Origin of the sequence: Vibrio tritonius (assembly GCF_001547935.1) — a bacterium.
GTDB classification, from domain to species: domain Bacteria; phylum Pseudomonadota; class Gammaproteobacteria; order Enterobacterales; family Vibrionaceae; genus Vibrio; species Vibrio tritonius.
Genome location: NZ_AP014635.1, coordinates 887,183 through 899,915, shown reverse-complemented (window position 1 = coordinate 899,915; position 12,733 = coordinate 887,183). Strand labels below are relative to the sequence as shown.

The window sequence follows — 12,733 nt, the reverse complement described above, 5'->3', positions numbered from 1 at the left end:
TCTTTATTGCGGTGAATATGCGTAACATCAAAAAAGCCACAGTGGTAGTAAGGATATCGGTCGGGTTGATTACTTTATAGACGAAAACGTTCATCAAACCTTTAGCGGCCCCCAAAGGCTTTCAAGATGCTGGCTAAATAACGCTTCTTAACTGTAAGTCATCTAGGCTAATGCTGAACGCGGGCTCGCATAATCCCATCGATGAAGCTCCTATTTGCCACCTTTGGCGAGGCGGGTCTGCTTATCCGTATCGCCTTATTATTAGAACTGAGGCATAACTATCGAGATGCAAAAAAGATGACATAACGTCATCTTTTTCTTGTTTATTCTCTGTCGTTACTTGCTTAAGCAATCTGAATAACTGGTAGCAAGTGATTTAAGAAAAGCAAAATAACTGCCTGCATTGAGGGGAATCGTCGTTGCAAGAGGATCCAAAATACCAATGTTTGATGAAGTACCACGTACTACACTCTCAATCACCGCCGGTTGGAATTGAGGCTCAGCAAAAACACACTGAATATCACCATCCGCTAATGCTTGGCGAATATGAATTAGGGTCTTTGCGCCAGGTTTACGTTCTGGGCTAACCGTAAAGTGGCCTTGGTTATTTAGCCCATAATGTTGCTCAAAATAGGCGTAACCATCGTGGAAAACATAATAGGGCTTATGCTTAATTGCCGTTAGCTGTTGAGCAATTTGCTTGTCTGTTTGGGCAAGGTGTTGATCAAATTGGGCTAAATTTGCTTCATAGGTGGCGCGATGTTTAGGATCTAAGGTAATTAGCTTTTGTGCAATTGCGTGAGCAACAGTTTTTGCCTGCGCCACACCTAACCAGAAATGGGGATCGTGAGTACCATGATGGTGGTGACCATCGTCATCATGATGCTCTTCTTCTGAAAAAGCTCGTAGCTTTAACTGGTCAACGGAACTTAGCGTCAATACATTACTTTGCGACGCTAACACCTTCTCCAAAAACGGCTCTAAGTCTGGACCAAACCAAATAACCAAATCAGCTTGATGAATCCGCTTTACATCTGAAGGGCGCAATGCATAATCGTGCGGCGAGGCATTCGTTCCTAAAAGAACATCTGGCGTCGTCACTCCCAATGTCAGTTCATTGGTGATCATCTGAATCGGTTTAATACTGGTTAAAATCGTGTTCGCCCATGTTGGTGCGCAAAAAGCAACCAACCAAGCGACTAAAGTGAATCTCGCTAACATTATCACTGTTCTAAGCTGTGGCAGAAATGGTGGTAGAATGTTACATTATAACATCATCAAATTGCAAATGAGTTCCTTCCATGTCGACCCTCATTGAATTACAAAATATCTGCGTAGATTTCCATCAAAGGCGTGTGCTTGATACGGTCAGCCTTAAAGTGGAAAAAGGCAGGATTACCACGCTGATTGGACCAAATGGTGCAGGAAAGTCGACGCTCGTTAAGGTATTACTGGGCTTATTGAAACCGACATCCGGCGAACTTAAGCGCAGTAAACATCTCAAAATTGGCTACGTTCCGCAAAAACTTAAGTTAAATGAAACCTTGCCCTTAACAGTCGCGCGCTTTCTTCGCTTGGCTGGCAAGTTTAGCCAAAACGAATTGGAACAATCGCTGCGTTTGGTCGGTGCAGAGCATTTGCGCGATAACGACATGCATCAATTGTCTGGCGGTGAGACTCAGCGCATCTTGATTGCACGCGCCCTACTGCAACGCCCCGATCTTTTGGTGCTCGATGAACCCGCCCAAGGTGTCGATGTGCAAGGGCAAATTGACCTTTACGAATTGATTAATGATATCCGTAAACGCTTTGGGTGCGCCGTATTTATGGTGTCACACGACCTCCATTTGGTGATGGCGAAAACAGATGACGTCATCTGTTTGCAACACCATATTTGTTGCTCTGGTGCGCCACACGACATTACTCAGCATCCAAACTATATATCGCTATTTGGCCATCATCCGCAAGAAAGCCTTGCGTTTTATCATCACCATCATGACCATCACCACCATGATCTGTCCGGTATCCCTGTTTCCGGCGATAGCGCACAGTGTTCTGCACATCATCACGGGCATCCATCGCATGATTGATTATCTTCTTCCTTCTATCCTCGCTGGTATAGGCATTGCCTTGATCGCTGGCCCTCTTGGCTCATTTGTTGTCTGGCGCAAGATGTCCTACTTTGGCGATACCTTGGCTCACGCTTCACTACTCGGAATCGCGTTAGGTTTTTTACTCGACATCAATCTCTATTTAGCGTTATTGGTCTGTTGCTTGGGGTTAGCGAGTTTACTGGTGGTGATGCAACGTCAAAAGATTGTCGCAACTGATACCTTACTCGGGATTTTAGCTCACAGTGCACTATCACTGGGTTTGATTGCGGTGAGTTTTCTTGATGATGTGCGTATCGATCTGATGAGCTATCTATTTGGCGATCTGCTGGCGGTTACGCCCTCTGACTTGGTCTTCATTTGGTCAGGTGTAATTGTGGTCGGTGCTCTGGTGTACTATTTTTGGCAGCCACTGCTCTCAAGCAGCATTAACGAAGAACTGGCAAGTGTCGAAGGCATTAATGTGGATTTAATGCGCCTCGTTCTGATGCTGTTGATGGGGGCCGTGATTGCGGTTGGGATGAAATTCGTCGGCGCGCTGATCATGACCTCACTATTAATTATCCCGGCAGCTACCGCTCGTCGTTTGTCTCGTACACCTGAACAAATGGCGTTTATCGCCTCGATCATTGGCTGTATTAGCGTACTGTGTGGTATTACGCTGTCATGGCATTTTGATACGCCTGCGGGTCCATCTGTGGTGATTAGCGCTTCAATGCTGTTTCTACTAAGCCACATTGTTAAACGTCGCTAAGCTTTATCACCCAATTAATACCACCAAGTTCATTAAAATGACAAAAAACCCTAAGCCATAAGCTTAGGGTTTTTGCTATTAATCGCTTATAAAGTAATGCTAGATTACCAGCCCGTCACTTCGCGAAGTGCAGAACCAATCTGAGCTAGGCTTTTCACGGTTTTCACACCAGCAGATTCAAGCGCGGCGAATTTTTCATCCGCAGTTCCTTTACCACCAGAGATAATAGCACCAGCATGTCCCATACGTTTACCAGGAGGCGCAGTCACACCAGCGATATACGATACAACTGGCTTGGTTACATTCTCTTTAATGTAGGCTGCCGCTTCTTCTTCCGCAGTACCACCGATTTCACCGATCATCACAATCGCTTCGGTTTCTGGATCTTTTTCAAACAGCGCTAAAATATCAATGAAGTTAGAGCCCGGAATTGGGTCACCACCAATACCGACACAAGTAGATTGACCAAAGCCTTCATCAGTAGTCTGTTTAACCGCTTCATAGGTTAATGTACCAGAGCGAGAGACGATACCTACTTTACCCTTTTTGTGAATGTGACCTGGCATGATACCGATCTTACATTCATCAGGCGTAATCACCCCTGGGCAGTTAGGACCGATCATACTTACGCCTTCAGCATCCAAACGCACTTTCACATCTAGCATATCCAATGTTGGAATACCTTCCGTGATAGTAACAATCAGTTTAATGCCCGCGTCAATCGCTTCAAGAATAGCGTCTTTACAGAAAGGTGCTGGAACATAAATAACCGAAGCCGTTGCCCCTGTTGCTTCTACTGCATCGCGCACGGTATTGAATACCGGTAAACCAAGATGCTTAGTGCCACCTTTACCAGGAGACACACCACCCACCAATTGAGTACCGTAATCAAGCGCTTGCTGAGAGTGGAATGTACCTTGGCCGCCAGTGAAACCTTGACAGATGACCTTGGTGTCCTTGTTGATCAGAATAGACATTATTTACCCTCCGCTGCTGCAACCACTTTTTCCGCGGCTTCTGTCAATGAAGTTGCGGCGATAATATTGAGACCACTGTCGGCGAGTGTTTTTGCGCCGAGTTCGGCATTGTTACCTTCGAGGCGAACCACGACAGGAACGGTTACACCCACTTCTTCTACAGCACCAATAATACCTTCGGCAATGAGGTCACAACGAACGATACCACCAAAAATATTGACGAGTACCGCTTTGACATTACTGTCAGACAGGATGATTTTGAACGCTTCTGTCACACGCTCTTTGGTTGCACCGCCACCCACATCAAGGAAGTTAGCTGGGTGACCTCCATGCAGATTGACAATATCCATGGTTCCCATGGCGAGACCTGCACCATTTACCATACAACCAATATTGCCATCTAGCGCAACATAGTTAAGCTCCCATTGCGCAGCATTGGCTTCACGGGCATCTTCTTGAGATGGATCATGCATTTCACGCAATTTAGGTTGACGATACAACGCGTTTGAGTCGATGTTGATTTTACCATCTAGACACAGGAGGTTTCCCTCACCAGTGATGACCAGTGGGTTAATTTCGAGTAACGCTAAATCGTACTTGGTAAACATATTACCAAGGCCGAGGAAAATTTTTGTGAACTGTTTAATTTGCTCACCTTCAAGACCCAGTTTAAATGCCAATTCACGGCCTTGATATGGCTGAGGGCCAACGAGCGGATCAATCGCAGCTTTGTGAATAAGCTCTGGTGTTTCGTGTGCCACTTTTTCAATTTCGACACCGCCTTCCGTTGAAGCCATAAAAACAACACGACGACTTGAACGATCCACGACAGCGCCCAAATAAAGCTCGTTCGCAATATTAGAGGCCGTTTCAACTAGAATTTTGGTCACCGGCTGACCATTAGCGTCAGTTTGGTAGGTTACCAGATTCTTACCTAACCATTTCTGCGCAAAATCCTTGATGCCTTCTTTCGTATCGTGCAGTTCCACACCGCCCGCTTTACCGCGGCCACCAGCGTGTACCTGACATTTCACAACCCATTTTGTGCCGCCAATCTTTCCTGCTGCTTCCGCCGCTTCTTGTGGCGTATCACACGCAAAACCTTCGGGCACGGGCAGTCCGAACTCTGCAAACAGCTGTTTGGCTTGATATTCATGCAAATTCATTGTGTTGTTCCGTCTGTTTGTTTTTATCCATTAAACCCTAACAGGGCTTCACGTCTTGTAGGGCGACTCAGATGAGTGTCACATTTCAGTGACTTAACCGGGCTAGACGCTGAGCTAGTCTAGCCCGAATTGTTTTAGACGTCTAGAAATCTAGACACTCAAACATTACACGTCGAGAATTAAACGCGCAGGATCTTCTAGCAACTCTTTTACAGTAACTAAGAATCCAACCGACTCACGACCATCGATAATTCGGTGATCATAAGAGAGTGCAAGGTACATCATTGGCAAAATTTCAACTTTACCGTCAACGACCATCGCACGGTCTTGGATTTTGTGCATACCTAAAATTGCGGCTTGAGGTGGGTTAATGATAGGTGTCGACATTAACGACCCAAATACACCACCATTGGTGATAGTAAAGTTACCACCGGTGAGTTCATCAACCGTTAACTTACCATCACGACCTTTTAAAGCGAGATCCTTAATGCCCTTCTCAATATTGGCCAGACTTAGCGTATCAGTATCTTTCAGTACTGGTGTAACCAACCCGCGAGGAGTGGAAACCGCAATACTGATATCAAAGAAGTTGTGGTACACAATGTCATCACCGTCAAGAGAGGCGTTCACTTCAGGATAACGTTTCAGTGCTTCTGTGACCGCTTTAACATAGAACGACATGAAACCTAAGCGGATATCATGTTTTTTCTCAAACAGATCTTGGTACTGCTTACGCAAATCCATAATCGGTTTCATGTTCACTTCGTTAAAGGTAGTTAGCATTGCTGTGCTGTTTTTCGCTTCCAACAGACGCTCAGCAATACGTTTACGCAAACGGGTCATAGGAACGCGTTTTTCACTGCGACCAGGGTTCACTGGAGCAACCGCAGCAGGCGCTGGAACGGCTTTGGCTGGCGCAGATTGTGCACTGGCAAGATGCGCTTCTACATCTTCACGAGTGATACGACCACCCACACCAGTCCCTTTCACATCACCCGCTTCAAGACCATGTTCACCAAGCAAGCGACGTACTGCAGGACTTAACCAATCATTGGTTTCGTCAGACAAAGAGGCTTTATGGCGGCGATCAGGAGAAGGCTCTGTTAAATCGGCTTTGTCCTTAGTCGGCTCACCTGCCACTGCGCCCGGTTTAATACGAGCAAGCAACTGTTTAGAGAGGACCGTTGCCCCTTCTTCTTCGATAATGGCGTCAATCACCCCCTCTTCAGGAGCGGGAACTTCCAACACCACTTTATCTGTTTCAATTTCAACGATAACTTCATCGCGAGCAACCGAATCGCCCGCTTTTTTATGCCAAGTTGCTACCGTCGCATCCGCAACGGATTCAGGTAAATCTGGAACCAGAATTTCAATTGTCATATCTGTGTCTTCCTTTTACTTCTAGTTCTTACTTAAGAGTCAGTGCGTCTTCGACTAACGCTTTCTGCTGTTTTAAATGAACGGACATATAACCCACAGCCGGAGAAGCTGATGCGGGACGACCAGCATATTTCAGATCAGCACCAGCAGGAATTGCTGCACGGAAATTATGCTGACTAGAATACCAAGCACCTTGGTTTTGCGGCTCTTCCTGACACCAAACATAATCCACCGCGTTAGTGTACGGCGCAATAATCGCTTGAAGCTCATCAATTGGGAACGGGTATAGCTGCTCGATACGTACAATGGCTACATCGTCTTGCTCATTGGCACGGCGTTGTTCAAGTAAATCGTAGTACACCTTACCAGAACAGAACACGACGCGTTTTACCTTGACAGGGTCCAACGAATCCACTTCACCAATAGCCGCTTGGAATGTACCGTGAGCTAACTCTTCCATCGAAGAAATACACAGAGGGTGTCGTAACAACGATTTAGGTGACATCACAATCAACGGACGACGCATTGGGCGAACCACTTGACGACGCAACATGTGATAAACCTGCGCAGGTGTAGATGGCACCACCACCTGAATATTTTGCTCGGCACAAAGCTGCAAATAGCGTTCTAAACGAGCCGATGAGTGCTCAGGTCCCTGCCCTTCATAACCGTGTGGTAACAACATAGTGATACCGCACAAACGGCCCCACTTCTGTTCACCAGAGGAGATGAATTGGTCAATGACCACTTGAGCGCCATTGGCAAAATCGCCAAACTGAGCTTCCCAAATAGTTAAACCGCCGGGTTCCGCTGTCGCATAACCATATTCAAACGCGAGCACCGCTTCTTCAGATAACACAGAGTCAATAACTTGGAAGGGGCCTTGTTTGTCATGAATATGCTTAAGTGGAATATAAACGCTAGCATCAGCTTGGTTGTGCAGCACAGAATGACGGTGGAAGAAAGTACCACGACCTGAGTCCTGCCCAGAAATACGAATACGTTTGCCATAATCCACTAAGGTTGCATAAGCAAGGAGCTCTGCCATACCCCAATCGAGCGGTTTTTCGCCAGCAATCATAGCGACACGATCATTATAGATTTTTGCCACACGACTCTGCAGTTTATGACTCTCTGGATGCTGACAAAGTCGGCTTCCTAGCTCACGTAAGCGGTCAATATCGTACTGATTCTTCCATTCCATATTCCATTCATGGTTTAGGTAAGGAGACCAATCAACTGAGTGCATCGTCATCGGACGCCACTCTTTAACTACCACTTCACCGTGATCTAAAGCATCGCGATATTCATTGACCAATTGAGTCGCGGTTTCGATATCCGCTTCACCACGCTCCATCAATACATCCGCATACAACTTACGAGGCGTTGGATGTTTTTTGATCTTTTGATACATCAATGGTTGAGTCGCGTTTGGCTCGTCTGCTTCGTTATGACCGTGACGGCGATAACACACCAAATCAATCACAACGTCGCGTTTGAATGTGTTGCGATAGTCCAAAGCAACACGAGTAACAAACGCAACCGCTTCTGGATTATCCGCATTCACATGGAAAATCGGCGCCTGTACCATCTTGGCTATGTCGGTACAGTACATGGTAGAACGCGTATCGCGCGGGTTAGAGGTGGTAAAACCAACCTGGTTGTTGATAACGATACGCACCGTACCACCAACACAGAAGCCTCGAGCCAGAGACATGTTAAAGGTTTCAGCCACAACCCCTTGCCCTGCAATCGCAGAGTCACCATGGATAGTAATAGGAAGAACTTTACTGCCGTCTTTATCTTCCAGACGGTCTTGGCGAGCTCTAACTGAGCCCATTACCACTGGGTTAACAATTTCAAGATGCGATGGGTTAAACGCTAGTGCTAAATGCACATCACCACCTTGAGTTGCAAAGTCTGCCGAGAAACCTTGGTGATACTTAACATCACCAGTACCCCATGTTTCATCATGCTTACCCGCAAATTCGTCAAACAATCCTTGTGGTTTCTTACCTAACACGTTAACTAACATGTTCAAACGACCACGGTGAGCCATTCCGACAACGACTTCACGCATACCTCGTGAGCCAGCGTAACGAATAAGCTCTTTGGTCATTGGAATTAACGCATCACCACCTTCTAGAGAGAAACGTTTGGCACCTGGGAATTTAGCACCTAGATAGCGTTCTAAACCCTCTGCCGCCGTCAACTCTTCCAAGAAAGTCACTTTCTCAGCTTGAGTAAATTGAGGACGACCATTGACGGGTTCAATATGCTGTTGAATCCAACGTTTCTGTTCGGTATCCGTGATGTGCATATATTCAGCACCCACAGGACCGGTATAGATGTTGTTTAGGGCCTGATAGATATCTTTCAACTTCATAGTGTCGCTACCGATAGCGAACGAACCTACGTTAAAAGTTTCTTCCATATCATCGTCGGTCAGGTTATGGAATGAGGGGTCAAGTTCCGCCACAGGTGGGCGTTTCCATAAACTGAGAGGGTCCAATTGAGCAGCTTCGTGACCGCGGAAACGGTACGCGTTAATTAGCTGCAGTACTTTTACCTGTTTTGCATCGACTTCAGGATCACTAACTTGGACACTGTAATGCTTAGTCTCTTGAGCGAGCCGCCGGAAGTAGTCGCGAATACGTGAATGCTGTTGTTCAACAGTACCTTGTGGTTGCTTAGGCAAACCATCAAAAACACGTTTCCACTCCTCACTTACCAGGTCGGGGTCGCTTAGATACGATTCGTAGAGTTCCTCTACATAAGTTGCATTGGCGCCAGCCAAGTGTGAAGACTCGAGCCATGCCTTCATCACGCCGTTGTGCATTATTTTCCCTTTACCAGTAGTTTTCACAGTAGCTTCGGTCTTAGCCGAGCTATCAAAGAGCAGGCCCGAAAGCCTGCTTTATCACTTTATACCGACCGGTTAATCAACATCGACTTGATATGCCCGATCGCTTTAGTCGGATTTAATCCTTTAGGACAAACGTTGACACAGTTCATGATGCCGTGACATCGAAATACGCTGAAAGCATCGTCAAGTGCAGACAAGCGTTCATCAGTTGCAGTGTCGCGACTATCAATGAGCCAACGATAGGCCGCCAACAAGCCTGCAGGGCCGATAAACTTGTCTGGATTCCACCAGAAAGAAGGGCAAGAGGTTGAACAACATGCACACATAATGCATTCGTACAAACCATCCAAATGCGCTCGTTCTTCTGGCGCCTGAAGATTCTCCCGAGACGGAGGCATGTTGCCATCCGAAATCAAGAAAGGTTTCACTTTGGCGTAGTTGTCATAAAACTGCGTCATATCCACGATCAAATCACGGATAACTGGAAGTCCAGGAAGGGGACGAATTACGATCTTCTTGCTGCCTGCCAATGCAGAAAGAGGAGTAATACACGCCAATCCATTTTTTCCGTTCATGTTCAGGCCGTCTGAACCACATACTCCTTCACGACATGAACGGCGGAATGCGATACTAGCGTCCTGTTCTTTAAGAAGAATCAGCGCATCCAGCACCATCATATCTGAACCTTCATTCACATCAAGAGTATAGTCTTTCATATACGGCTTGTTGTCTATATCTGGATTGTATCTATACAAAGAGAAGTTAAGTTTCATAGTTTAGTCCTCCCCTAGTATGTACGTACTTTTGGTGGGAACGGGTCACGGAAAACGGGTTGCATGTTCACATGACGTTTATTCATTTGCTCCGTTTCCGGATTATAAATTGAATGACATAGCCAGTTTTCATCATCACGTTCTGGGAAGTCGAAGCGAGCATGAGCACCACGACTTTCCGTGCGGTAGTTTGCTGCTACCGCCGTAGAAAACGCCGTTTCCATCAGGTTATCCAATTCTAGGCATTCAACACGTTGAGTATTAAACTCTTTCGATTTATCTGCCAAATGAGCATTTTTCAAACGTTCGCGAATCTCTTTCAATTCACTAAGGCCTTCCGCCATCGCTTCCCCTTCACGGAATACAGAGAAGCTGTGTTGCATGCACTGTTGTAGGTCTTTACGAATTTGCACCGGATCTTCACCGCTGGTGCTGTTTTCCCAACGCATGGTACGAGCCAGAGAAGCTTCAATATCTGATTCCGTGGCTGGACGAGCTTCCACTTGTGCCGCTAAGGTTTCGCCAAGGTGCAGACCTGTTGCACGACCAAATACCACCAAATCGAGAAGCGAATTGCCCCCTAAACGGTTGGCGCCGTGAACCGACACTGAAGCGATTTCACCGCAGGCATACAAGCCTTGAATTTCGACATCATTACCTGAAGCATCCTGTTTCAATGCTTGTCCTGAGACCTGAGTTGGCACGCCGCCCATCATATAGTGACAAGTTGGAATGACCGGAATAGGCTCTTTCACAGGATCAACGTGAGCAAAAGTACGAGATAATTCGCAAATACCCGGCAGGCGTGATTCAAGAACATCGCGACCTAAGTGATCCAATTTAAGTTTGATGTGTGGACCCCATGGGCCATCGCAACCGCGACCTTCACGAATCTCGATCATCATCGAACGTGCAACTACGTCACGACCTGCAAGGTCTTTCGCGTTAGGGGCATAACGCTCCATGAAGCGTTCGCCATCTTTATTGAGAAGATATCCCCCCTCACCACGACAACCTTCGGTAACGAGTACCCCTGCGCCTGCAATGCCGGTTGGGTGGAATTGCCACATTTCCATGTCTTGCATTGGTGCGCCTGCACGCAGTGCCATGCCGACGCCGTCACCGGTATTAATGTGGGCATTGGTAGTGGATTGATAAATACGACCAGCACCACCTGTAGCCAAGACAGTCGCCTTGGATTTGAAATAACAAATCTCACCAGTTTCCATACATAAAGCCGTACAACCCAAAATGGCACCGTCTTGGTTTTTCACTAAATCAAGCGCATACCATTCGGAGAAAATAGTGGTTTTATGTTTGATATTTTGCTGATAAAGAGTATGCAATAGTGCATGACCGGTACGGTCTGCCGCTGCAGCGGTACGTGCGGCTTGTTCACCACCAAACTCTTTCGATTGGCCGCCAAATGGACGTTGGTAAATTGAACCATCTTCAAAACGAGAAAATGGCAGACCCATTTTTTCTAGTTCAATCACCGATTGAGGACCATTTTTACACATGTATTCAATGGCGTTTTGGTCACCAATATAGTCAGACCCTTTTACGGTGTCATACATGTGCCATTGCCAGTTATCTTTGTGCGAGTTACCCAAAGCAACAGTGATGCCACCTTGCGCAGACACAGTGTGAGAACGAGTAGGAAAGACTTTAGATAATAGAGCACATGTAAGACCCTGCTCTGAAATTTGTAATGCGGCACGCATACCTGCACCGCCGGCACCGATCACTACGGCGTCGAATTGACGTACTGGAATAGACACTTATACACCCCACAAAACGAATAGGCCGGAGAAGAAATAGCCAAGTAAAACAGCGATCACGACTAGTTGAAGTAATCCGCGCAATTTTGCGCATTTCACATAGTCCGTTAGCACCTGCCATAAACCGATCCAACCGTGAATCAGTACAGAGACGAGCGCCAGCATAGTGAACACTTTTGTGAAGGTACCAGCGAAAAAGCCAGTCCATGACACATAGGTGATGTCGGTAAATGCACAGAAACAAACCATGTAAATGACATATAAGGTCATAATAATGGCGGTACCACGAACAAGTAGAAAATCGTGAACACCATTACGGCCTAGGGAAGCAACATTCTTTACCATACGAGGACTCCTGCTAAAACGGCGAGGATAATCGTAATACCGAAAGCGACTTTGGCGCTTGCCGCACCAGTATCGAGTTCTTCAAAGTAACCCATATCCATCATCAAGTGACGTAAACCACCAACGATGTGATAGGCTAGAGCAGTCAAGATGCCCCACAAGATGAGTTTAACGATGAAACTATCGACAATGTCGCTAGCGTCCATGAACCCCATTGGAGAGGATAAGGACAAGGAGAGTAACCACAACAGGATTCCTACCGCTACAAACATGATCACCCCAGTAACGCGGTGAAGAATCGATGCAATAGCAGTAATTGGAAAGCGTATGGTCTGTAGATCTAAATTTACAGGTCTTAACTTTCTTTCTTTCACGGGCTTGCTCACTCAGCTCCATTGAGCATTTTTTGTTATTGATGAAAATTCAGACACAAAGCCAAGGTTTATTAACAAAAACTAAACATTTCACCCAAAATTTAACTGGTTAAAGTGCTCAATAAAAGTCAACTTTCTAGCTAAAAATTGCAGAGAGAAACGTTTCAAAGCTAGAAATAACAAGGCCTTTGCCTGCATTCACTTAG

The 12,733-nt window shown here is 46.2% G+C and carries 11 protein-coding genes; 2 read left to right on the top strand and 9 right to left on the bottom strand.

The window, feature by feature from the left end; translation table 11 throughout:
* Positions 1 to 336: 336 nt before the first annotated feature.
* The gene (znuA, locus tag JCM16456_RS04245; protein WP_068712665.1) at positions 337 to 1,221 is read right to left on the bottom strand and encodes a zinc ABC transporter substrate-binding protein ZnuA; all 885 of its coding nucleotides are present in this window, start codon (positions 1,219 to 1,221) and stop codon (positions 337 to 339) included.
* Between the two features lie 80 nt (positions 1,222 to 1,301).
* On the opposite strand from znuA, the gene znuC reads away from it, so the two are divergent.
* A complete protein-coding gene (gene znuC / locus JCM16456_RS04240; protein ID WP_068712663.1) occupies positions 1,302 to 2,090 on the top strand; it encodes a zinc ABC transporter ATP-binding protein ZnuC in 789 nt (262 codons plus the stop codon).
* Entirely contained in the window at positions 2,083 to 2,865 is a 783-nt protein-coding gene (gene znuB, locus JCM16456_RS04235) for a zinc ABC transporter permease subunit ZnuB (RefSeq protein ID WP_068712661.1), read from the top strand. The genes znuC and znuB overlap by 8 nt, the downstream gene beginning before the upstream one ends.
* Positions 2,866 to 2,969: 104 nt before the next feature.
* Here znuB and sucD read toward each other — a convergent pair whose 3' ends face one another.
* The 8 genes from sucD to sdhC all read right to left on the bottom strand — a co-directional run bounded on the left by sucD (position 2,970) and on the right by sdhC (position 12,539).
* Positions 2,970 to 3,842 (bottom strand): succinate--CoA ligase subunit alpha, encoded by an 873-nt coding sequence (gene sucD, locus JCM16456_RS04230; protein ID WP_068712659.1) that lies wholly within the window; start codon positions 3,840 to 3,842, stop codon positions 2,970 to 2,972.
* The gene (gene sucC / locus JCM16456_RS04225) at positions 3,842 to 5,008 is read right to left on the bottom strand and encodes an ADP-forming succinate--CoA ligase subunit beta (protein WP_068712657.1); all 1,167 of its coding nucleotides are present in this window, start codon (positions 5,006 to 5,008) and stop codon (positions 3,842 to 3,844) included. The genes sucD and sucC overlap by 1 nt, the downstream gene beginning before the upstream one ends.
* 165 nt (positions 5,009 to 5,173) lie before the next feature.
* On the bottom strand, positions 5,174 to 6,388 hold the full coding sequence (gene odhB / locus JCM16456_RS04220; protein ID WP_068712655.1) for a 2-oxoglutarate dehydrogenase complex dihydrolipoyllysine-residue succinyltransferase: 1,215 nt from the start codon (positions 6,386 to 6,388) through the stop codon (positions 5,174 to 5,176).
* A gap of 28 nt (positions 6,389 to 6,416) precedes the next feature.
* A complete protein-coding gene (gene sucA / locus JCM16456_RS04215; RefSeq protein WP_068712653.1) occupies positions 6,417 to 9,227 on the bottom strand; it encodes a 2-oxoglutarate dehydrogenase E1 component in 2,811 nt (936 codons plus the stop codon).
* A gap of 86 nt (positions 9,228 to 9,313) precedes the next feature.
* The gene (locus JCM16456_RS04210) at positions 9,314 to 10,027 is read right to left on the bottom strand and encodes a succinate dehydrogenase iron-sulfur subunit (protein ID WP_068712651.1); all 714 of its coding nucleotides are present in this window, start codon (positions 10,025 to 10,027) and stop codon (positions 9,314 to 9,316) included.
* A gap of 14 nt (positions 10,028 to 10,041) precedes the next feature.
* A complete protein-coding gene (gene sdhA / locus JCM16456_RS04205; RefSeq protein ID WP_068712649.1) occupies positions 10,042 to 11,808 on the bottom strand; it encodes a succinate dehydrogenase flavoprotein subunit in 1,767 nt (588 codons plus the stop codon).
* Positions 11,809 to 12,153: a succinate dehydrogenase, hydrophobic membrane anchor protein gene (sdhD, locus tag JCM16456_RS04200; RefSeq protein WP_068712647.1), complete on the bottom strand. Its 345-nt coding sequence runs from the start codon at positions 12,151 to 12,153 to the stop codon at positions 11,809 to 11,811.
* Positions 12,147 to 12,539, bottom strand: a complete 393-nt coding sequence (gene sdhC, locus JCM16456_RS04195) for a succinate dehydrogenase cytochrome b556 subunit (RefSeq protein WP_068712645.1) — start codon at positions 12,537 to 12,539, stop codon at positions 12,147 to 12,149. Before sdhC ends, sdhD begins: the two co-directional genes overlap by 7 nt.
* Positions 12,540 to 12,733 lie beyond the last annotated feature (194 nt).

Coding starts and splice junctions, on each gene's coding strand:
- znuA (WP_068712665.1), bottom strand. CDS start 1,221: ATGTTAGCGAGATTCACTTTAGTCGCTTGGTTGGTTGCTTTTTGCGCA.
- sucA (WP_068712653.1), bottom strand. CDS start 9,227: ATGCACAACGGCGTGATGAAGGCATGGCTCGAGTCTTCACACTTGGCT.
- odhB (WP_068712655.1), bottom strand. CDS start 6,388: ATGACAATTGAAATTCTGGTTCCAGATTTACCTGAATCCGTTGCGGAT.
- JCM16456_RS04210 (WP_068712651.1), bottom strand. CDS start 10,027: ATGAAACTTAACTTCTCTTTGTATAGATACAATCCAGATATAGACAAC.
- znuC (WP_068712663.1), top strand. CDS start 1,302: ATGTCGACCCTCATTGAATTACAAAATATCTGCGTAGATTTCCATCAA.
- sucD (WP_068712659.1), bottom strand. CDS start 3,842: ATGTCTATTCTGATCAACAAGGACACCAAGGTCATCTGTCAAGGTTTC.
- sdhD (WP_068712647.1), bottom strand. CDS start 12,153: ATGGTAAAGAATGTTGCTTCCCTAGGCCGTAATGGTGTTCACGATTTT.
- sucC (WP_068712657.1), bottom strand. CDS start 5,008: ATGAATTTGCATGAATATCAAGCCAAACAGCTGTTTGCAGAGTTCGGA.
- znuB (WP_068712661.1), top strand. CDS start 2,083: ATGATTGATTATCTTCTTCCTTCTATCCTCGCTGGTATAGGCATTGCC.